The sequence below is a fragment of the Microbacterium sp. KNMS genome, assembly GCF_053851835.1.
In genome coordinates this window covers 116,614-137,627 of record NZ_JBSQBP010000001.1, presented here as the reverse complement: position 1 = coordinate 137,627, position 21,014 = coordinate 116,614, and the positions used below count along the sequence as shown (strand labels likewise).

Below are 21,014 nucleotides of genomic sequence, written 5' to 3'. Positions count from 1 at the left end.
AAGACGCATCATGGGCGCACAACTCAGGGAGTACAAGCAGAAGATCTCTTCTGCTCAGACGACCAAGAAGATCACGAAGGCGATGGAGCTCATCGCGGCTTCGCGCATCCAGAAGGCGATGGCGCGCGTGCGCGCGTCATCGCCCTTCGCCCGCGCGGTGACGCGAGCGGTCTCGGCCGTGGCCACGCACACGTCGATCGACCATCCGCTCACGCGCGAGCCGGAGACGGTGCGGCGTTCGGCGGTCGTCATCATCAGCGCGGACCGCGGCCTCGCGGGCGCGTTCAACTCGCAGGTGATCCGCGAGGGCCTGGAGCTGGCGGAGCTGCTGAAGTCCGAGGGCAAGGAGATCGACTTCTACCTCTTCGGACGCAAGGCGGTGGGCTACTTCCAGTTCCGTCGTGTCGCGGCGAAGGCGGAGTGGGTCGGCGACGCCGACACGCCCCACTTCGACACGGCCGAGGAGATCGCCCAGGCACTCATCGAGGCGTACGAGCTCGACGCGAGCGAGGGCGGGGTGGACGAGATCCACGTCGTGTACAACCGCTTCGTCAGCATGATGACGCAGACGCCGGAGTCGGTGCGCCTGCTCCCGCTCGAGGTCGTCGACGCGGATGACACGGCCCCGGCCGACGTCTACCCGCTCTACGAGTTCGAGCCGGAGCCCATGCAGGTGCTCGACCGCCTGCTGCCGGTGTACATCCAGAGCCGCATCTTCAACGCGCTCCTGCAGTCGGCGGCCGCCAAGCAGGCCGCGACGCAGAAGGCGATGAAGTCGGCGAGCGACAACGCCGACAAGCTGATCACCGACTACACGCGCCTGCGCAACAACGCGCGACAGGCAGAGATCACTCAGCAGATCGCCGAGATCGTCGGCGGCGCCGACGCGCTGGCGTCCTGAGCTGCAGACCCACCAGGAAAGAGACGAAAGTATGACTGCCAACGCCACGGCTGAGACCACTGCGGTGGTCGGGCGCGTCGCACGCGTCACGGGCCCCGTCGTCGACATCGAGTTCCCGCACGACGCCATCCCCGACGTCTACAACGCGCTGAAGACGACGATCACGATCGGCGAGGAGTCGACCGAGATCACGCTCGAGGTCGCGCAGCACCTCGGCGACGACATGATCCGCGCCATCTCGCTGAAGCCGACGGACGGCATGGTCCGCGGCCAGGAGGTGCGCGACACCGGCGAGGCCATCTCGGTGCCCGTCGGCGACATCACCAAGGGCAAGGTCTTCAACGTGACCGGCGACGTGCTCAACCTCGGCGAGGGCGAGACGCTCGAGGTCACGGAGCGCTGGCCGATCCACCGCAAGGCGCCGAACTTCGACCAGCTCGAGTCGAAGACGCAGATGTTCGAGACCGGCATCAAGTCGATCGACCTCCTCACCCCCTACGTGCAGGGTGGGAAGATCGGCCTCTTCGGCGGTGCGGGCGTCGGCAAGACCGTCCTCATCCAGGAGATGATCCAGCGCGTCGCGCAGGACCACGGCGGTGTGTCGGTGTTCGCGGGCGTCGGCGAGCGCACGCGTGAGGGCAACGACCTCATCCACGAGATGGAGGACGCGGGCGTCTTCGACAAGACCGCGCTCGTCTTCGGCCAGATGGACGAGCCGCCGGGGACGCGTCTGCGCGTCGCCCTCTCTGCTCTGACGATGGCGGAGTACTTCCGCGACGTGCAGAAGCAGGACGTGCTCCTCTTCATCGACAACATCTTCCGCTTCACGCAGGCGGGCTCCGAGGTGTCGACCCTTCTGGGCCGCATGCCCTCGGCCGTGGGCTACCAGCCCAACCTCGCCGACGAGATGGGTGTGCTCCAGGAGCGCATCACCTCGACGCGCGGTCACTCGATCACCTCGATGCAGGCGATCTACGTGCCGGCCGACGACTACACCGACCCGGCTCCCGCCACGACGTTCGCGCACCTCGACGCGACGACCGAGCTCTCGCGTGAGATCGCGTCGAAGGGTCTGTACCCCGCGATCGACCCGCTGACCTCGACGAGCCGCATCATGGACCCGCGCTACCTCGGCGCGGACCACTACCGCGTCGCGACGTCGGTCAAGCAGATCCTCCAGAAGAACAAGGAGCTGCAGGAGATCATCGCGATCCTCGGTGTCGACGAGCTCTCGGAAGAGGACAAGATCGTCGTGTCGCGCGCGCGCCGCATCCAGCAGTTCCTCTCGCAGAACACCTACATGGCGAAGAAGTTCACCGGTGTCGAGGGCTCGACCGTTCCGCTCAAGGAGACGATCGAGTCGTTCGACGCGATCGTCAAGGGCGAGTTCGACCACGTCGCTGAGCAGGCGTTCTTCAACGTCGGCGGCATCAGCGACGTCGAGGCGCAGTGGGCGAAGATCCAGAAGGAGAACGCCTGATCATGGCGCTCAACGTCACCCTCGTCTCCGCTGAGGCGGAGGTTTGGACGGGCGAGGCGAGCCTCGTGGTCGCCAAGACCACCGAGGGTGAGATCGGCTTCATGCAGGGGCACGAGCCCGTGCTGTCGATCCTCTCTCAGGGGCAGGTCCGCATCACGCAGGCGGATGGCACGAAGATCGTCGCGGACGCCCGCGACGGGTTCGTGTCGATGGAGGGCGACGTGCTCACCATCGTCGCCGGCCACGCCCAGCTCGTCGACTGACGCAGCTCACCTTCCCGCCAGGGCGGAGGATCCTCGGATCCTCCGCCCTGGCGCTTTCGTCTGCGCACCATCCGTGCGGAAGGGACCATCCGTGCTCCTCCTCCTTCCCCCGTCCGAGACCAAGCGGCCCGGCGGCGACCGGCCCCCGATCGACCTCGGGGGCCTGCGTCTGCCCTCGCTGCGGCGCCACCGCGAGGACATCGCCGAGGCCCTCGTCGCGCTCTCGGCCGACGTCGACCGTGCGGCGCGCGTGCTGAAGCTCAGCGAGCGCCAGCGCGGCGAGATCGCGCACAACGCCGCGCTGCTGACGGCGCCGACGATGCCCGCCATGGACCGCTACACGGGCGTGCTGTTCGACGCGCTCGACGCGGCGTCGCTGTCGGCTGCCGCGCGCGGCTGGCTCGCACGGCACGCGCTCATCCAGACGGCGCCGTTCGGCCCGATCGGCGCGGGCGACCTCGTGCCCGCGTATCGGCTGGCCGCGGGCACCTCGCTGCCGGGCGTTCCCGCGCTCCGCCGCCACTGGGCGGGCCCGACAGGGGAGGCGCTGCGGGAGGCGGCCGACGGGCTCGTCGTCGACCTGCGCTCGAAGGCGTATGTCGACCTCGGCCCGGTGCCCGACGACGTCGCGTCGGTCTACGTGTCCGTCGTCGCCGAGGGCGCGGACGGAGCGGTGCGCGCCCTCAACCACTTCAACAAGAAGGCGAAGGGCCTGTTCGTGCGCGCCCTCGCGGAGTCGCGTCCGACGTGGCGGACGGCGGATGGGCTCCTCGCGTGGGCGGCGGATGCCGGTCTGGACCTGCGGCCGGGGGAGAGCTCGCGCGAGGTGCTGCTCTTCGCACGGGAGTAGCGGGGGATACCGCGCTTCTGGCATCGTGTGAGCTGCGGCTGACGGCAGCTGCAGACAGAGGGGAACTTCCATGTATGACGACGTGTACGGTCCCGACAGCAGCGCGATTCTCGCGCTCGCGGGACTCTTCGCCTTCTTCGGACTCCTGATCGGCGTTGTCTTCTACGTCCTGGGCTCGTGGTTCCTGATGAAGATCTTCGACAAGGCGGGCGTGCAGGGGCGCTGGCGCGCCTGGGTGCCGGTCTACAACATGATGGTGTTCTTCAAGCTCGGCGACCTCAGCCCCTGGCTCGTCCTGTACGGCCTCGGCGGCGCGCTGCTGCTGAGCTGGATCGGCATCGGGTATGTCTTCAGCCTCGCCATCGCGGTCCTGTCCGCGATGGCGGCCTACCGCGTCGGGCTCAAGCTCCAGAAGGAGGGCGCGTGGGTCGTCCTCTACGTGTTCCTGTCGCTCGTGTGGCTCGGCATCAACGCCTTCGACAAGTCGCGCTGGAACCCCAACGTCGCTCCCGCCTCGTGGGCCGGCAACGGATTCCTCGGCGACCGCACCGTGTGGGACGGCGTGCCGACCCAGCCCGCTGCCGCGCCCGGCTATGGCCAGGCCGCCCCGGCCTACGGCCAGCCCGCGGCCGGTCAGCCCGGCGCGTACCCGCCGCCGCCCGCCCCGGGTGCATACCCGCCGCCGGCCGACGCGACCGGCGCCTTCCCGCCCGCGGGCGACGCGCCCGGAGCGTACCCGCCGCCTCCCGGCGGTACCACGCCGCCCGCCCCGCCGGCGGGAGACGACCGTCCGCCGGCCCCGCCCGCGCCTCCCGCGCAGCCGTGACGCGCTGACGACCCCGCGGAGGGCTCGCACCGGCACCGGTGCGGGCCCTCCGCCGTGCGGCCGACGCAGCCGGGTCGCACGGCTCGACTAAGATGTGATGACCCGCGCTCGCTCGCACGAGCGCTCCACGACACCCGGAGGCCGATCCGTGCCAGACGCACCCGTGACGACGCAGTCGACGATCGTGCGACGATCCGGAGGCGACGTCACCGTCTCGTGGGCGGCCGTGACGGACCGCGGTCGCAAGCGCGAGATCAACCAGGACGCGGTGCTCGCGCAGTTCCCGCTCTTCGTCGTGGCCGACGGCATGGGCGGCCACATCGGCGGCGAGATCGCGAGCGCCAGCACGATCGCGCAGCTGCAGCGCGTGGTCGAGCACGGCGACATCACTCCCGAGGCGATCGAGGAGGCTCTCCAGCGCGCCGTCGGCGACATCGGCGATCACCCCGAGACGACCGACGAGGGCACCGGCACGACGGTCACCGGCATCTACCTCCACGCGGACGGCGAGGAGGACGCCTGGATCGTCCTGAACATCGGCGACTCGCGCGTCTACCTCGACCGCGATGACGCGATCGCCCAGATCACGGTCGACCACTCGCTCGTGCAGGAGCTCGTCGCCTCGGGTCGGCTCAGCCCCGAGGAGGCCGAGAACCACCCGTACGGCAACGTCATCACGCGCGCCGTGGGGCCGAGCGAGAGCGTGATCCCCGACTACGTGCGGCTCGACGTGCGCGCGGGCGACCGCTTCGTGATCTGCTCGGACGGGCTCACCAAGGAGCTCACCGACTACGGCATCCTCCATTTCCTCCGGCAGAACCCCGACCCTGCCGCGGCCATCGAGGCCATGCTCGCCGCGGCGCTCGAGAACGGCGGGCGCGACAACATCTCGATCATCGTCGTCGACGTCACCGAGCCCGGCGCTCCGGCCCCTGCGTCCGCCGATGACGCCGCGACCGCGCAGCTGCCGACCGTCGACGCCGCCGAGACGGCAGGCGCCTCGCCTTCGGGACGGGACGCGGGCCCGGACTCGTCCGAGACGGCGGGCCCGGCCGCGTAGCGCGTCCTGACGTCGGCGCGGGCCGGTCCGCGCCGCGGGCACGGGCCCTCGCGCCGGATCAGCCCACGCCGGATCGGCCGACGCGCGCGAGCGTCACCGGATTCGGATCGGCGGGGCGGGTGAGCACTCCTGGGACAGACACGCGCACAGGAGCCCCGGCCATCCGATTCCGGGCACCACAGCGCGGCCCGCGCCGCGTGCACAGGCCAGCGCGCCCGGCGCGCCTGTCCACAGGGGAGCAGTCGCCGGCCATCCGACTCGTCATCCGCGGTGACATGGGAGCATGACGAGTCCCCTCGCGGCGCGCATCGACGAGCCGCTCTCTCTGCCGTCGCCCGCCCCGCCGCCGCGGCCTGCACGCTGGCCGCTGTTCGCGGCGCTCGTGCCCGTCGTCGGCGGCGTCGCCATGTGGTTCGTCACGGGGTCGCTGCTGTCTCTCTGCTTCGCCGCCCTCGGCCCGCTCATGGCCGTCGCCGCCGCGGTCGATGCGCGACGCAGCTCCCGACGGGAGCGTCGGCGCGCTGACGCCGCCTACGCCGAGGCGTGTGCGCGCATCGAGCGCGAGATCGAGCAGCGCCACGATCGCGAGCGGGTCGAGCTGAACCGCCGACTCGTCGATCTCGGCGTGCTGCTCGCCGATGAGCGCGCGGTGTGGCGCGCGCCCTCCGACGAGCTCGTGGTCGGCCGCGGGGAGGCATCGAGTCGGGTCCGCGTGTCAGGCGGCGAGGGCGAGCGCGCAGACGCCCTGCGCCGCCGCGCGGGCGTCCTTCCCGATGCCCCGATCTCCATCGCACCGGGCGAAGGCGTGTGCGTGCGGGGAGCGCCGGTCGTGGCCCAGGCGGTGGCGCGCGCCCTCGCGCTCCAGGTCTGCCTGCGGATGGCTCCCGAGGCTCTCGGCGTCGCGGCGGCTCCTCCCGGGGAGGAGTGGATGGAGGCGCTGCCGCATCGGCAGACCTCGGCGCCGTCGCGGCGTCTGGCGCTCTCCGGCGAGGGACCGCCGCCGGACGCGGACATCGTGATCGCGGTCCGCGCGCCGGATGCCGCTCCGCCCGAGGCCTGCGGGGCGGTCATCGACGTCTGCGAGGGCCTGCAGGGGCGGCTCATCCGCGGCACGCACGAGGAGGACGTCGCCCTCGAGGCCGTCTCCCGCGCGCAGGCGCAGGCCGTGGTCGAGGGGCTCGCGGGCCGCGGAGCCGAGCGCAGCGGCCGCGGCGGGCCCGATGCCGCGCTGACCCTCGGCGAGCTCGAGCCCGTCGCATCCGGGGGTCGCGCGGGTCTGCCGGCGGTCGTGGGGCGGGCGGACGGCGAGCCGGCCGTGATCGACATCGTCGCCGACGGTCCGCACGCGGTCGTCGTGGGGACGACGGGAGCGGGCAAGAGCGAGCTGCTCGTCACGTGGGTCGCCTCGCTCGCGAGGACCTACACCGCCGACCGCGTGGTGTTCCTCCTCGCGGACTTCAAGGGCGGAACCGCGTTCGATGCGCTCTCCGAGCTGCCGCACGTGACCGGGGTCATCACCGACCTCGATGGGGCGGCATCGCGGCGGGCGGTCGAGAGCCTGCGCGCCGAGGTGCGCCGGCGCGAAGCACGGCTCGCTGCGTGCGGGGCGCGAGATGTCGGCGCGCCCGGCGTCGAGCTGCCTCGCCTCGTCATCGTCGTCGACGAGTTCGCGGCCATGCTGCAGGAGCACCCGGATCTCCACGCCGTCTTCGCCGACGTCGCCGCACGCGGCCGGGCGCTGGGCATGCATCTCATCCTGGGCACGCAGCGCTCGACGGGCGTGCTCCGCGATGCCCTGGTCGCCAACTGCCCCCTGCGCATCGCCCTGCGCGTCGCCGAGCCGTCCGAGAGCCGCGGCGTGATCGGCGTCGATCTCGCCGCGACGCTGCCGGGCGGCGCCGACGGGCGCGGCCTCGCGTACATCCGCCGAGCGGCCGACGCGGCGCCACGGCTCACGCGCATCGCGCTCACCACCCCGCGCGAGCTCGCGCCGATCGGCGCCGAGGGGGCGCCGCGCGCACAGGGCCCGTGGCTGCCGCCACTGCCGTCCGAGCTGCCCCTCGCCGCGGTGCGCGGCCGCGAGCCGGATGCCTCCGCCGTCGTGCTCGGCATCGCCGACGATCCGGAGCGGCAGCGCCAGCCGGTGGTGACCCTCCGCCCCGGTGTCGAGCGCGGGCTCGTCGTCGTCGGCGGATCGGGGAGCGGCACCTCGAACGTCGTGCGTCTCGTCCGTGCGCAGCGCCCCGATGCCATCGTCGTCCCCCGCGACGCGGAGGGAGCCTGGGATGCCGTCGAGCGCGCCGAGCACGCCGTCGACGGGCTGCTCCTCATCGACGATCTCGACGCTCTGCTCGCGCGATTCCCCCACGACTACGCGCACGCCATCGCCGAGCGCATCGAGAACGTCGTCCGCGATGCGGGGGAGAGGCGGATGACCGTCGTCGCGACGACCGCGCGCGTCACCGGCGCGGTCGCGCGGATCATCGATCTCCTTCCGCGGCGGGCGCTCCTGGCGCTCGCGTCGCGCGCCGACCACGCCGCGGCGGGCGGCGACGCGACGACGTTCGACCCGCGGCGGCCGCCCGGGCGCGGGGTCCTCGACGGGCAGGAGGTGCAGTTCGCTCTCGCTCCCGGCCCAGCGCGCGACGAGGCTGAGCCGGCCACGCCCGTCGCCTGGCGCCCGGGCGCTCCCGTCACCGCGCTGGTCGTGAAAGCGGCACGTCGACGCTGCGCCGCGCTCGCCGACGGATGGGGCGACGGCGTGCGGATCCTCGCCCTGGACGAGCTCCCGCCGGGATCCTCTCTCGAGAGCCTCGCTCTCGCGGACGCGCCGGTCGTCGTCGCGGGGGAGCCTGAGTCGTGGCAGCGCCAGTGGGCGCTTCTTCAGGAGGCGCGCGGCGGCCATCCGCTGGTCGTGGGCGCCGAGTGCGCGACCGAGCTGCGCGCGCTCACCGGGGAGCGGGAGCTGCCGCCGTTCGCACGCACGCGCGCCTCGCGGGCGTGGCTGTGCGCCGACGGGCTCGCGCCGCGACGGATCGTCCTGCCATGATCCGACGCGGCTCGGCCGGGCTCGGCGTCACACGGTCGCGCGGATGCGACCCACCTCGACGCCGCCGCCCCGGATCGACAGCAGCGGGTGGCTGCGGGCGAAGGAGTCGACCGCCTCCGCCGAGAGAGCGCCCGCCCGTGCGAGCAGGGTGAGCGCCACGACGAGCCCCGCGCGCGTCGAGCCGTCGAGGATCTTGAGTGCCACGGTCGTCCCGTCGGGAGCGATCATCGTCTGCACGCCCTCCGCGCCGAACTTCGAGTAGACCCCGAACGTCTCGATCGCGACCGTGTCCGGGCGGCCCGGCCCGTCGACCGTCCAGGGGTGCTCGCGCACCGCCCGGACGAGCGCGCCTGCGACGCGGTGCATCGCGAACGGCGACCGCTCCGACGAGTTGCCCGCGCGGTGCACGGCGCGCGCCAGCCCCGCGAGCGTGATCGCGTGCACGGGCGCGCCGCAGCCGTCCACGACCGTGGCGCCGACGCGCTCGCCCGACAGTCGCTCGACGACCTCGCGGATGTGCAGCTGCAGCGGGTGCGCGGGGTCGAGATACGTCGCGGTGTCCCAGCCGCTCGCGACGCACGCCATGAGCATCGCGGCGTGCTTGCCCGAGCAGTTCATCCGGAGGCGGGACGGCTCGAAGTGGTCGCGCACCATCGCGTCGCGGGTCGTCGAGTCGCTCGGCCACTGCGCGGGGCATCCGAGGGCGTCCTCGCTGAGGCCGACCGATCCGAGCATGTCCCGCACCACCGAGGCGTGACGGTCGGTGCCCGCATGGCTCGCGGTGGCGAGCGCGAGTCGCTCGCCCTCGAGGGGCGCGCCCGCGGTGACCGATCCGATGGCCTGCAGCGGCTTGAGCGCCGAGCGGGGGAGCACGAGCGCGTCGGTGCGGCCGAGCGCCGTGACCACCTCGCCGTCGGGCGACAGCACGAGCGCGGCGCCGACGTGGCGGGACTCCACGAACCCTCCTCGATCGACGACGGCGAGCTCGACGGCATCCGGGGCGGTGAAGGTCTCTGGGGTCACCTCACAACCCTAACGAAGCGCCGCTGGCCCTCCGCCGGCGTCCGCGGTGCGACACTGGGGGCATGCTCGGCGAACACCACTACGCGCTCACCGCCACCTGGACCGGCAACCGGGGCACCGGGACATCCGGATACCGCGACTACGACAGGTCCGTGTCCTTGAGGATCGAGGGCAAGCCCGAGGTGCTCGCATCCGCCGACGTCCCGTTCCGCGGAGACGGTGCGCGCTGGAACCCCGAGGACCTGCTCCTCGCGGCGCTGTCGGAGTGTCATCTGCTCTCCTACCTGCACGCGTGCGTCGTGCGCGGCGTCGTCGTCACGTCGTACGTCGACGAGGCGGTCGGAACCATGCGCCAGCAGGGCAACGGCGGGCGGTATGAGAGCGTGACGCTGCGCCCGCGGGTCACGGTCGCCGACGCGTCGATGGTCGAGGACGCGCGCGCGGCGCACGACGACGCCCACGAGTGGTGCTTCATCGCCAACTCGGTGAACTTCCCCGTGCACCACGAGGCGGAGGTCTCCGTCGGCTGACGGCTACAGGCGCTCGTGGGGCAGGGCGCGCTTGATCTTCTCGAGCGTGCTGCTCGCCGGAAGCTCGTTGTAGACCCCGGCGAGCTCCTGGCCGGACAGCTCGTGGATGGCCGCCATGATCTGATCCGTGGCCGCGCGGCGCGCCTTGCCCGAGGACGCCGGTCCGTGCACGGACACATCGATCGGCGCGCCGAAGCGCACCGTCACCCGGTCGCGGAGCGACGGCATGCGAGCGCCCACCGGCATCACCTTGTCCGTGCCGATGAGCCCGATCGGCACCACCGGGGCGCCGCTCTCGAGCGCGAGGTACGCGACGCCCGTCCGGCCCTTGTACAGGCGCCCGTCGCGCGAGCGCGTGCCCTCCGGGTGGAGCGCCACGGCCGCGCCCGTCGCGAGGATGTCCTTCTGCCGGTCGAGCGCGTCGAGCGCGGCCTGCCCGGCGGCGCGGTCGACCGGGATCGCGCCGACGGCCGTGAAGAAGGTCCGCGAGAACCAGCCCTTGAACCCGGTGCCGGTGAAGTAGTCCGACTTCGCGAGGAAGTGGACAGGGCGCGGTGCCGCCGCGATCGGGATGACGATCGAGTCGATGAACGACAGGTGATTGCTCGCGAGGATGACCGCCCCCTCGGCGGGGATGTTCTCCCTGCCCTCGACACGAGGGCGGTAGACGGCGCGTGCGAGAGGAGCGAGGACGACGCGCCCCAGCGTGTAGACCCAGCTGGGGCGGACGGGTGAGCCGTCGGACTCGGCCGGGTTCTGCACGTCGTCGGTCATCCCTCCAGGGTACTGCCGACGTATGCCGCCGCCGGAATCCTGCGGATCGCCGGTGCGACCGCGGCGTTCAGCGCATGCGGAGCGGAAATCGGGGAGGATGGGACGCGATCCCCCGATGAATGAGGTTTCCGTGCGTGCTCGCTCCCTTGGCCTGATGTCCACCGCCGTCGTCGCGGCTCTCGCCCTCGCGGGCTGCGCGCCCTCGGGAGAGGCGGAGCCGGAGGCGTCGCCCACGGGCACGCCCGCCGACCTCTGCGCGGCCGCCGCCCCCACGGGCGAGGCCGTGGAGTCGGTGACGGTGGACGGCGAGCTCGGCGAGCCGTCGACGGCCACCTTCGAGAAGCCGATCGAGGTCCCCGAGGCCCAGCGCCTCGTCCTCGAGGAGGGCGACGGCGAGCCGGTCCAGAGCGGCGACTACCTCAACTACGCGCTCACCGCCTACGACGCCGTGAGCGGCGAGAAGGTCGGGGAGCTCGGCTACAACGAGGGCGAGTTGCTCCCCGCGCTCGTGTCGCCCGAGTCGCTCGGCCAGTTCACGGGGTGCGAGAACGTCGGCTCGCGTCTCGTGCTCGCGCTTCCGTCGGGCACCGACCAGGCCGGCACCGCGACGAACGCGCAGATCTACGTCTTCGACCTCCTGAGCGTGACGCCGACCGCGGCGTGGGGCGAGGAGCAGGAGCCGACCGAGGGCATGCCCACGGTCGAGCTCGCCGAGGACGGCGCTCCGACCGTCACGATCCCCGAGGGCGCCGAGGCGCCGGAGACGACCGAGCTGTCGACCCTCAAGGCCGGCGACGGCGCCACGGTCGAGGCGGGGGACATGGTCCTCGTCCAGTACACGGGCGTGAAGCTCTCCGACGGTTCCGTGTTCGACTCGAGCTGGGACCGCGGCACGCCCGCGCAGTTCGAGACGACGGGCGTGGTGACGGGCTTCAAGAAGGCCCTCGAGGGCCAGAAGGTCGGCTCGCAGGTGCTCGCGGTCATCCCGCCCGCCGAGGGCTACGGCGCGAGCGAGGGCAACGAGCTCCAGGAGGAGACGCTCGTCTTCGTCGTCGACATCCTCGCGACCCAGCACCCGGCGCCCGCCGCAGAAGAGGCTCCGGCGGAGTGACCCGCGTGCGGCGCGTCATCGTCCTGGGGTCGAGCGGGTCCATCGGCACGCAGGCCCTCGAGGTCATCCGCGCGCACCGCGACCGGTTCGAGCTGGTCGGCCTCTCGACGGGATCCAACGCGGACCTGCTCCGCGCGCAGGCGGCCGAGTTCGGCGTCGAGCACACGGCCCTCGGCGCGGAGGGCTCGGCTCAGCTCGTGCGGGACGTGGACGCCGACATCGTGCTCAACGGCATCACGGGCTCCGTCGGCCTCGGCCCCACGCTCGCCGCGCTCGAGGCCGGGCGCACGCTCGCCCTCGCGAACAAGGAGTCGCTCATCGTCGGCGGTGAGCTCGTCAAGGGGCTCGCCCGCCCGGGGCAGATCGTCCCGGTCGACTCGGAGCATTCGGCGATCGCCCAGGCCCTGCGGGCCGGGGAGCGCGGGGAGGTGCGCCGCCTCGTCGTGACCGCGTCGGGCGGGCCGTTCCGCGGATGGTCGCGCTCCGCGCTCGAGGACGTCACGCCCGCTCAGGCGCTCAAGCACCCGAACTTCTCGATGGGGCGCGTCATCACGACGAACTCGGCGACGCTCGTGAACAAGGGCCTCGAGGTGATCGAGGCGCACCTGCTGTTCGACGTGCCGTACGACCGGATCGAGGTGGTCGTGCACCCGCAGCAGCTCATCCACTCGATGGTGGAGTTCCACGACGGCTCGACGATCGCGCAGGCCGGACCGCCGCGCATGCTCGTCCCGATCGCGCTCGGCCTCTCCTGGCCCGAGCGTCTCGTCGACGTCGACGTGCCGATCGACTGGACCGCGGCGCAGACGTGGGAGTTCTCGCCGCTCGACGACGACGCATTCCCGTCGGTGCGGCTCGCGCGACGTGCGGGTGAGGCCGGTGGCACGCATCCCGCCGTCTACAACGCCGCCAACGAGCAGGCGGTCGAGGCGTTCCACGACGGGCGGCTGTCGTTCCCCGGCATCGTCGACACGATCGCCGCCGTGCTCGACCGACACGAGGCTCCGGCCGAGCTCACGCTCGAGACCCTCGCCGACGCGGAGGCCTGGGCGCGCGGCAGCGCTGACGAGCTCATCGCCGCACGCGGCTGACGGCGCGCCCGCCCGTGGGCGTGCTTGCCGCGTGCGGCCGCCATCCGCGGATCTGACCGGCCGCACGGGGCAAGCGCCAGGGCTCGGGGGCAAGCGCCATGGCTTGGGTGCGTGCGCGGCTCAGTCCCCGCGCGGCTCAGTCCTCGTAGGGGACGGGCCAGGCCGGGTCCGGCACGGGCCAGCCGGCGTCGCGCAGCGCGCGCCGTGCGAGCTCGCGCGCTGAGTACGGCGTGCGAACGCCCTTGATGTCGCGGTAGTCCTGGTGACCCGGGCCCGCCCAGAGGATCGCGTCGCCCGGTCCGACGAGCTTGACCGCCTCGACGATCGCGGTCTCGGGCGGCGAGAACTCGTAGATCGGGTGGTCCGGGTTCGCCGCGCGTGCGCCCTCGAGGAGGGTCGCGCGGATGGCCGCGGGGTCCTCGTGACGCGGGTGGTGGTCGGTGATGACGACGATGTCGCTGCCCTCGACCGCCGTGCGGCCCATGTCGCGGCGCTTCGTCTTGTCGCGGTCTCCATCGGCGCCGAAGAGCATGAGCACCTTGCCGGGAGTCACGCGGCGGACGGCCGCCAGCGTCTTCTCGAACGCATCGGGCGTGTGGCCGAAGTCGACGTAGACCGCCGGGCCCTCCGGTCCCGAGACGAGCTGCGTGCGCCCGGGCAGGTAGGCGCGGATGCCGCCGTCGCGCTCGAGCGCCTCGACGATGCGCTCCCACGCGAAGCCGGCCTCGAGCAGCATGACGATGGCGGTGCCGGCGTTCGACGCCATGTGCGGGCCGATGACCGGCACGACCGACGTGAGCGCGCGGCCATCCGGTCCGGTCAGCGTGAACCGCGTGCCCTCCTGGCGCTCGTCGTCGATCGTGACGATCCAGTCCGCCTGGGCGGCCGCATCGGGGTCGGCCGCGATCGACGGGGTGGCGACGGTGACCACGGGCACGGTCGCGCGCGCGACGTACTCGGCACCGGGAGCCGAGTCGAGGGAGATGACCGCGCGGCGCGAGCGCTCGGGCGTGAAGAACGACGCCTTCGCCTCGAAGTACTCGCGCATGTCGGCGTAGTCGTCGAGGTGGTCGTGCGTGAGATTCGTGAACGCCGCGACGTCGAAGACCAGGCCGTCGACGCGATGGCGGGTCAGCGCCTGCGCGCTGACCTCGACCGCGACGGCCTCGACGCCCCGCTCGCGCATGAGGGCGAGCAGCGCGTGGAACTCGCTCGCCTCGGGGGTCGTCAGACGCGACACGATGACCTCGCCCGCGATGTGGCGCTCGGCGGTAGAGGAGAGCCCCGTCACCACGCCCATCTGGGTGAGGATGCCGTCGAGAAGGTGCGTGATCGAGGTCTTGCCGTTCGTGCCGGTCGTCCCGAGGAGCAGCGGCAGGTCGCGGTCGGTGCCGTAGACCCACGCCGACAGATCGCCGAGCACGGCGCGCGGGTCGGAGACGACGACGATCGGCAGACCGGCCGACGCCGCGATCTCGGCGCCCTCCGTGTCCGTCACGACCGCGACGGCGCCCTTCTCGGCCGCGGCCGCCGCGAACTCCGCACCGTGGCGGTTGACGCCGCGGATCGCGACGAACGCCTCGCCCGCGCGCAGGTCTGCGGTCGCGAGCGTGACGCCGGTGAGCTCGACGCCCGTCGCCTCCCCGCGCAGCTCGCCGCCGAAGCGCTCGGCGAGCTCGGTGAGGGAGCGTCGCGGCGGGTTCTCCGGTCGCAGGACGGGGGGCAGGTTCGACGGTGTCGCGGACATCCTCTCCATCGTCTCACGCGCGATCCGAGGAGAGCATGCGAGGCGCCGACGGGGTGTCGGCGCCTCGCATCGTCTCAGCGACGCGCGGTGCGGCGATACGCGAGGACGCTCACGGCGAGAGCGGCGATCCCGGCAGCGAGACCGCCCGCACCGAGCGCGATCGGCACCGCGCCGCTGTCGGCCTCGGCCGCGTCCGTCTCCGTCGTCGCGTCGTCCGCAGCGTGGCCGTCGTCTTCCGCCGCCGGCGCGAGCGTCACGACCGGCGCCGGAGCCTCGAGGTCGTGCGGGTCTTCGCCGTCCTCGGCGATCTCGGACCACGAGGTCGACCCGTCGACGCACAGCTGCTCGACGGGGAATGCGAGCGTGTCGGGAGCGTCGGCGGCGTAGGCGACCGAGAGCTCCACGGCGGCGCGCATCGCGTTCGGCACGGGCTCGTCCGCCGTGTACGTGATCGACTGCACGAGACCGGTCGACGCGTCGCGCTCGACGTCGATCGACCATCCGGCCTGGACGGTCGGGACGACCGAGTCGATGCCGTCGGCGGGCGGCGTGATGACGAGGGCGGTCGTGGGGGAGTCGTCGCATCCGTGCGAGAACGCGAACGTCAGCACGTCGTACCCGCCCGCGACGGGAGCGTCGGGCGTCACGGTGACGTGCGCGTGCGCCGCGAGCGGTGCGGCCACGAGGGCGGCGGCGAGCGCGCCGGACGCGGCGAGGCGGATGCCGCGACGGCGGATGGCGGGACGACGGGCAGGGGCGATGGGAGTCATGGCTGTTCCTTCGGGGTCTTCGATTCGCTCCGGCGCAGCGCGGCCCGGCTGCGAGGCAGGCCGGAGGGCGCGCGGGGGTGCCGGATGGCGCGGATGCGCCGGACGTCGCGCGCGGCGATCGCGGAGCGCGACGGGTGCCCGGGGTGGGCGATGTCAGGCGAAGGAAGCCGAAGGCGGTCCGCGCTGCAGGCGGATGTCGTGGAAGCGCCGGCTCGCCCGCTCGCTGCGGCGGTCTGCACGCAGGGGAAGCCGACGACGGATGCGCGCGAGCGGGAGCGCGGCCGCGCGCACGAGGCGCGCGATCGCCCACGCGGCGATCGCGCGGACGAGCTGCTCGCCGCGCCAGAGGAGCGCCGTCGTGACGAGCACGGCGACCGCGTGCGCCGCGAGCATGGGGGCATCGGCCGCCGTCGCGAGGACGGCCGTCTCGACGAGGGCCGGATGCGCGTGCGCCTCGGCGTGCAGATGCCCCGCGTGCGCGCTCTCGGAGATGCGCGTCGCGACCGGCGACCCGAGCGCGAGGAATGCGAGGTGGAACGCCGCCTGGGTCGTGACGACGGCGGCGAGCACGCGGGACAGACGCGGACGCGGGCCGACGACGAGGATGGCCGGCAGAGCGAGCACTGCGGCCATCGCGACGACGAGGAGCGGAGCGGGAGCGGCTCCGCCGCCGACCGTGTGCGAGACGGCGGCGAGCACGGTCGCGACCGTCGACGCAGACGCCCCGCGGAGGGCGCGCAGCTGCCGGTCGGTCACGCCCCCCAGGATAGGCGCTCGCCGCGTGCGTCCGTGCCGTGCGGGGAACTCCGAGGCGTGGCCGCTAGCGTGGCGGCGTGGATGTCCTCGCGTTCGTGATCGGTGTGCTGGTCATGGTGGTCGGCCTCGCGGTCTCGATCGCGCTGCACGAGATCGGGCATCTCGTGCCCGCCAAGCGCTTCGGCGTGCGGGTCGGGCAGTACATGATCGGCATGGGCCCGACGCTGTGGTCGACGCGCCGCGGCGAGACCGAGTACGGCGTCAAGGCGCTCCCGATCGGCGGCTACATCTCGATGGCGGGCATGTACCCGCCGGCGAAGGACGAGCCGACGACCGCGGCCGACTCGGCCGCGGTCTCCGCGCGCACCGCCCGTCGCCGCGGCATCTACGCGACGCTCGTGCAGGACGCGCAGGCGGCGAACGCCGAGACGCTCGAGGGCGTCGACGACGCGCGCACCTTCCATCGGCTGCCGGTGTGGAAGCGCGTCGTCATCATGCTCGGCGGCCCGATCATGAACCTCGTGCTCGCGGTCGTCCTGTTCGCGGTGCTCTTCAGCGGCATCGGCATGCAGCAGGCGACGACGACGGTCGCCGCCGTGTCCGAGTGCGTCCTTCCTCCCGGTTCGACAGCCACCGAATGCGCGGCCGACGATCCCGAGGCGCCGGCGCACGCGGCCGGCATCCTCCCCGGCGACCGTCTCGTCGAGCTCGACGGAACCCCCGTGGAGACGTTCGCCGAGGCATCCGAGATCATCCGCGCGCACCCCGGCACGGCCATCCCCGTCGTCGTGGAGCGCGACGGCGCCCGTGTCCCGCTGACGCTCACGCCCGTCGAGAACGAGGTCGAGGTCACCGCGGACGACGGCACGACGTCGGTCGAGACCGTCGGCTACGCCGGCATCAGCTCGTCGGTCGAGCGCGTGCGCGAGCCGATCTGGGCGGGTCCGCAGGCGGCAGCAGACAACGTCGCGGCGGTCGTGGGGATCGTCGTCGACCTTCCCGCTCGGCTGTACGACACCGCCTACGACCTCTTCACCGGCGGGGAGCGCGACGCGGACGGCCCGATGAGCGTCGTCGGCGTGGGGCGTCTCGCGGGTGAGGTGGCCGCGACCGACGCGCCGATCCTCGACCGCGTCGCCGTGATGACGAGCCTCCTGGCGTCGCTCAACGTCGCGCTGTTCGTCTTCAACCTCGTGCCGCTGCTGCCGCTCGACGGCGGCCACATCCTCGTCGCCCTGTGGGACGGCGCGCGCCGGGCGGTCGCCAAGCTCCTCGGCCGCCCGGAGCCGGCGCCCACCGACGCCACGCGCCTCGTGCCCCTCACGCTCGTCGTGGTGGTGCTCCTCATCGGCATGGGCGCGCTGCTGTTCGCGGCCGACATCTTCAACCCCGTGCAGCTGCTCGGCGGCTGAACGCACGAGGCGGCCGCGGTCTCAGGCGAGCGCGTGCGCGACGAGGCGCTCGAGGGTCCGCATGCCGTCGCGCGACAGGATGGACTCGAGGTGCCCCTGCACCGACGCGAAGCCCGCACCGCGGAGGGCGTAGACGTCGCCCGACGACGGGTCGGCCGCGACCTCGACCTCGCCGACCGCGCCGCACCGCGTCTCGCTCGGCGTGAGCCGCGTGACGCCGGGGGTCACGCGGGCCGTGAAGGTGTTGTAGAAGCCGATCGATGCGCGCTCGCCGAAGAGGTCGACGTCGAGCTGGAGGCCCTGGTGGGGGCTCGCGAGCGTCCCGAGGCCGACGCCGATGCGGTCCGCGAGGATCTGGTGGCTCAGACACACGGCGAGGAGGGGCCGGTGCTGCTCGAGTCGGCGCACGACGACCTCGCGCATCCGGGCGACGCGCGGGCTCTCGTCGTCGCGCGGATCGCCGGGGCCGGGGCCCGAGACCACGAGCTCCGCCGCGTCGAGGCGGGCGCGATCGGCCTCGCTCCAGTGCACGATCTCCACGTCGAGGCCCAGGTGGCGCAGCTGGTGCGCGAGCATCGTCGTGAAGCGGTCCTCGGCATCGACGACGACCGCGCGTCGGCCCGTGAACGGCGCCTGCCGGGCACCCGGCTCCTGCTCCTGCATCCAGAACGGCGCGAGGCGCGCGTTGCGGGAGGCCAGGAGCGTCGCGATGTCGGGGTCGTCGGCGAGACGACGGGCGGGGGCCGGCTCGTCGTCGTCGGGCACGATCGTGATCGCGCGCGGGATGGCGCCGATCGCGCCGAGCACGCCGGCCGCCTTGCCGTGCGTCTCGCTGACCTCCCCGTACGGATCCGAGTGCCGCACGAGGGTCGCGCCGACCGGCACGCGGAGGCGCCCGTCCTCGAGATACGCGGTGCGGATGAGGATCGGGGCGTCGAGGTCATGCCCGCCCTCGGCGTTCGGCGTGAACAGCGCGGCGACACCCGAGTAGTACCCGCGCGGCGACGCCTCGTGGCGGCGGATGACCGCGCACGCGTTCTGCATGGGGGAGCCCGTGACCGTCGGGGCGAACATCGTCTCCCGGAGGATCTCGCGCGGGTCCAGGCGCGAGCGCCCGCGCAGCACGTACTCCGTGTGCGTGAGGCGCGACATCTCCTTGAGATGCGGGCCCGTGATCCGGCCGCCGTCGCTGCAGACGGCGCTCATCATCTTGAGCTCCTCGTCGACGACCATGAAGAGCTCCTCGGTCTCCTTCGTCGACGAGAGGAACTCCGTCAGCGTCTCGACCGTCGCGCCGCCGGCCGGATGGCGGAAGGTGCCCGAGATCGGGTTCATCGTGACCACCCCGTCGCGCGCGCTGACGTGCGCCTCGGGGCTCGCCCCGACGGCCACGTGCCCGGGCGTGATGATCGCGAAGGTCCAGTACGCGCCGCGCTCGTGCTCGAGCAGCGCGCGGAACCAGGTCAGCGCGGCCACGCGCGGGTCGGCGTCGACGCCGGCCACGTAGTCGCGGCGGATGACGAAGTTGGCGCCCTCTCCGCGCCCGATCTCCTCGGAGATGACACGGCGGACGATCGCCGCGTACTCCGCGTCGTCGAGGTCGAAGCCCGCGGACGCGAGCGGGATGTGCTCGGCCGGCAGCGCGGCGACGGCGGCGTCGAGCGGGATGGCCGAGTGCGCGTCGACGGTGAGGCAGCGCAGCGGCGCGTCGTCGTCGTGCGCCTCGAAGCCGCGCTCGCGCACCTGGCGGAACGGCACGAGCGCGAGCACCTCGCGCGGGGTGCCGTCGGGCCCGGTCAGCGGGATGTCCGCGAGCAGCTCGACGTCGACGACCTCGCCCTCGAGCACCTCGACCGCGTCGCCGCCCTCTCGGACGATGAGCGCGAACGAGGCGGCGGGGTCGGCGGCGAGGCGGGCGATGAGGTCGGCCGTGGCGGGGGCAGCGGTCCCGGTCATGCGTGAAACTCCTCCTGGGCGAGGCTGCCCTCAGACAGAAAAGACCGCCCCATCCGGTTGAACTGGGCGGTCGAATTCGAGGTTCGCGAAGCACCGCCTATCGGGCGGGCCACCAGGTGCGGTTCGCGAACATGCGCCTGAAACTACCACAGGCGCGCGGAACCTGCCGCGCGGTGCGTCGCTCCCGCCGCTCCGCTCGCCCGCCATCCAGCCCGCTTCCACCCGTGCGGCGTAACCTGGACCCGTGCCTGCAGTGAACATCGGTATGCCCCGCGTGCCCGAGACCCTCGCCCCGCGCCGCAAGTCGCGTCAGATCCGGGTCGGGAAGGTCCTCGTCGGCGGCGACGCCCCCGTCAGCGTGCAGTCCATGACGACGACGCCGACCACCGACATCAACGCGACGCTGCAGCAGATCGCCGAGCTCACGGCGTCGGGCTGCGAGATCGTCCGCGTCGCGGTGCCGAGCCAGGACGATGCGGATGTCCTCCACATCATCGCGAAGAAGAGCCAGATCCCGGTCATCGCGGACATCCACTTCCAGCCGAAGTACGTGTTCCAGGCGATCGACGCCGGTTGCGCGGCTGTCCGCGTCAACCCCGGCAACATCCGCAAGTTCGACGACCAGGTCGGCGCGATCGCGAAGGCCGCGCAGGCCGCCGGCGTCTCGCTCCGCATCGGCGTGAACGCGGGCTCGCTCGACCGCCGCCTGCTCGAGAAGTACGGCAAGGCGACGCCCGAGGCCCTCGTCGAGTCGGCGGTGTGGGAGGCGAGCCTGTTCGAGGAGCACGACTTCCACGACTTCAAGATCTCGGTCAAGCACAACGACCCGATCGTCATGGTGAAGGCGTACCGTCTGCTCGCCGAGCGCGGCGACTGGCCGCTGCACCTCGGTGTGACCGAGGCGGGCCCCGCCTTCCAGGGCACGATCAAGTCGGCCACGGCGTTCGGCATCCTCCTCGCGGAGGGCATCGGCGACACCATCCGCGTCTCGCTCTCGGCGCCGCCCGCCGAGGAGGTCAAGGTCGGCCACCAGATCCTGCAGTCGCTCAACCTGCGCGAGCGCAAGCTCGAGATCGTGTCCTGCCCGTCGTGCGGACGCGCCCAGGTCGACGTCTACTCGCTCGCCGACAGCGTCACCGAGGGGCTCAAGGACATGACGGTGCCGCTGCGCGTGGCGGTCATGGGGTGTGTCGTGAACGGGCCCGGCGAGGCGCGCGAGGCCGACCTCGGCGTCGCATCGGGCAACGGCAAGGGCCAGATCTTCGTCAAGGGCGAGGTCATCAAGACCGTGCCGGAGGCCGAGATCGTGCAGACGCTCATCGAGGAGGCGAACCGCATCGCCGACGCGATGGGCCCGGACGCCCCGCTCGGCACCGCGCAGGTCGTCACGGCGTAGCGCCGCGCGGCGCCGTGCC

General features: G+C 72.7%; 18 protein-coding genes. 12 read left to right on the top strand and 6 right to left on the bottom strand.

Features of this window, described 5'->3' with window-relative positions; genetic code table 11:
• The first annotated feature begins 10 nt into the window (after positions 1–10).
• From ACWXWW_RS00630 to ACWXWW_RS00600, 7 genes are all read left to right on the top strand, one after another.
• Positions 11–901 (top strand): F0F1 ATP synthase subunit gamma, encoded by an 891-nt coding sequence (locus ACWXWW_RS00630; RefSeq protein ID WP_455968196.1) that lies wholly within the window; start codon positions 11–13, stop codon positions 899–901.
• A 31-nt stretch (positions 902–932) separates the two neighbouring features.
• Positions 933–2,381, top strand: a complete 1,449-nt coding sequence (atpD, locus tag ACWXWW_RS00625) for a F0F1 ATP synthase subunit beta (RefSeq protein ID WP_455968195.1) — start codon at positions 933–935, stop codon at positions 2,379–2,381.
• 2 nt (positions 2,382–2,383) lie between these two features.
• Positions 2,384–2,644 (top strand): F0F1 ATP synthase subunit epsilon, encoded by a 261-nt coding sequence (locus ACWXWW_RS00620; protein WP_271172225.1) that lies wholly within the window; start codon positions 2,384–2,386, stop codon positions 2,642–2,644.
• A 91-nt stretch (positions 2,645–2,735) separates the two neighbouring features.
• On the top strand, positions 2,736–3,494 hold the full coding sequence (locus ACWXWW_RS00615) for a YaaA family protein (RefSeq protein ID WP_455968194.1): 759 nt from the start codon (positions 2,736–2,738) through the stop codon (positions 3,492–3,494).
• A gap of 70 nt (positions 3,495–3,564) precedes the next feature.
• Entirely contained in the window at positions 3,565–4,320 is a 756-nt protein-coding gene (locus ACWXWW_RS00610; protein WP_324012029.1) for a large exoprotein, read from the top strand.
• Positions 4,321–4,468: 148 nt separating this feature from the next.
• A complete protein-coding gene (locus tag ACWXWW_RS00605) occupies positions 4,469–5,380 on the top strand; it encodes a PP2C family protein-serine/threonine phosphatase (protein WP_455968192.1) in 912 nt (303 codons plus the stop codon).
• 283 nt (positions 5,381–5,663) lie between these two features.
• Positions 5,664–8,429 (top strand): FtsK/SpoIIIE domain-containing protein, encoded by a 2,766-nt coding sequence (locus ACWXWW_RS00600; RefSeq protein WP_455968191.1) that lies wholly within the window; start codon positions 5,664–5,666, stop codon positions 8,427–8,429.
• Between the two features lie 27 nt (positions 8,430–8,456).
• Here ACWXWW_RS00600 and ACWXWW_RS00595 read toward each other — a convergent pair whose 3' ends face one another.
• Positions 8,457–9,452: an asparaginase gene (locus ACWXWW_RS00595; protein ID WP_455968189.1), complete on the bottom strand. Its 996-nt coding sequence runs from the start codon at positions 9,450–9,452 to the stop codon at positions 8,457–8,459.
• Positions 9,453–9,514: 62 nt separating this feature from the next.
• Here ACWXWW_RS00595 and ACWXWW_RS00590 point away from each other — a divergent pair, with 62 nt between their 5' ends.
• A complete protein-coding gene (locus ACWXWW_RS00590) occupies positions 9,515–9,982 on the top strand; it encodes an OsmC family protein (RefSeq protein ID WP_421075635.1) in 468 nt (155 codons plus the stop codon).
• A gap of 3 nt (positions 9,983–9,985) precedes the next feature.
• On the opposite strand, the gene ACWXWW_RS00585 is transcribed toward ACWXWW_RS00590, so the two are convergent.
• Entirely contained in the window at positions 9,986–10,756 is a 771-nt protein-coding gene (locus ACWXWW_RS00585; RefSeq protein WP_282978104.1) for a lysophospholipid acyltransferase family protein, read from the bottom strand.
• 154 nt (positions 10,757–10,910) lie between these two features.
• On the opposite strand from ACWXWW_RS00585, the gene ACWXWW_RS00580 reads away from it, so the two are divergent.
• Together ACWXWW_RS00580 and dxr are read left to right on the top strand one after the other, a co-directional pair.
• Complete coding sequence (locus tag ACWXWW_RS00580; protein WP_271172217.1) at positions 10,911–11,867, top strand: FKBP-type peptidyl-prolyl cis-trans isomerase; 957 nt, start codon at positions 10,911–10,913, stop codon at positions 11,865–11,867.
• Positions 11,868–11,872: 5 nt separating this feature from the next.
• On the top strand, positions 11,873–12,958 hold the full coding sequence (dxr, locus tag ACWXWW_RS00575) for a 1-deoxy-D-xylulose-5-phosphate reductoisomerase (protein WP_455968308.1): 1,086 nt from the start codon (positions 11,873–11,875) through the stop codon (positions 12,956–12,958).
• Positions 12,959–13,094: 136 nt separating this feature from the next.
• On the opposite strand, the gene ACWXWW_RS00570 is transcribed toward dxr, so the two are convergent.
• The 3 genes from ACWXWW_RS00570 to ACWXWW_RS00560 form a co-directional block, all read right to left on the bottom strand.
• The gene (locus ACWXWW_RS00570) at positions 13,095–14,705 is read right to left on the bottom strand and encodes a Mur ligase family protein (RefSeq protein ID WP_421075636.1); all 1,611 of its coding nucleotides are present in this window, start codon (positions 14,703–14,705) and stop codon (positions 13,095–13,097) included.
• A 74-nt stretch (positions 14,706–14,779) separates the two neighbouring features.
• Positions 14,780–15,475, bottom strand: a complete 696-nt coding sequence (locus tag ACWXWW_RS00565) for a YcnI family protein (RefSeq protein WP_455968187.1) — start codon at positions 15,473–15,475, stop codon at positions 14,780–14,782.
• A gap of 153 nt (positions 15,476–15,628) precedes the next feature.
• Positions 15,629–16,231 carry a hypothetical protein gene (locus ACWXWW_RS00560; protein WP_455968186.1) on the bottom strand — a complete coding sequence of 201 codons (603 nt, stop codon included), beginning with the start codon at positions 16,229–16,231 and terminating at the stop codon, positions 15,629–15,631.
• A 77-nt stretch (positions 16,232–16,308) separates the two neighbouring features.
• Between ACWXWW_RS00560 and ACWXWW_RS00555 the strand changes: the two genes are divergently transcribed.
• Positions 16,309–17,643, top strand: coding sequence for a M50 family metallopeptidase (locus tag ACWXWW_RS00555; RefSeq protein ID WP_421075639.1), 1,335 nt, complete (start codon positions 16,309–16,311; stop codon positions 17,641–17,643).
• A gap of 21 nt (positions 17,644–17,664) precedes the next feature.
• Here ACWXWW_RS00555 and ACWXWW_RS00550 read toward each other — a convergent pair whose 3' ends face one another.
• A complete protein-coding gene (locus tag ACWXWW_RS00550) occupies positions 17,665–19,599 on the bottom strand; it encodes a chorismate-binding protein (RefSeq protein WP_455968185.1) in 1,935 nt (644 codons plus the stop codon).
• A 244-nt stretch (positions 19,600–19,843) separates the two neighbouring features.
• On the opposite strand from ACWXWW_RS00550, the gene ispG reads away from it, so the two are divergent.
• Complete coding sequence (gene ispG, locus ACWXWW_RS00545) at positions 19,844–20,995, top strand: flavodoxin-dependent (E)-4-hydroxy-3-methylbut-2-enyl-diphosphate synthase (protein ID WP_271172211.1); 1,152 nt, start codon at positions 19,844–19,846, stop codon at positions 20,993–20,995.
• Positions 20,996–21,014 lie beyond the last annotated feature (19 nt).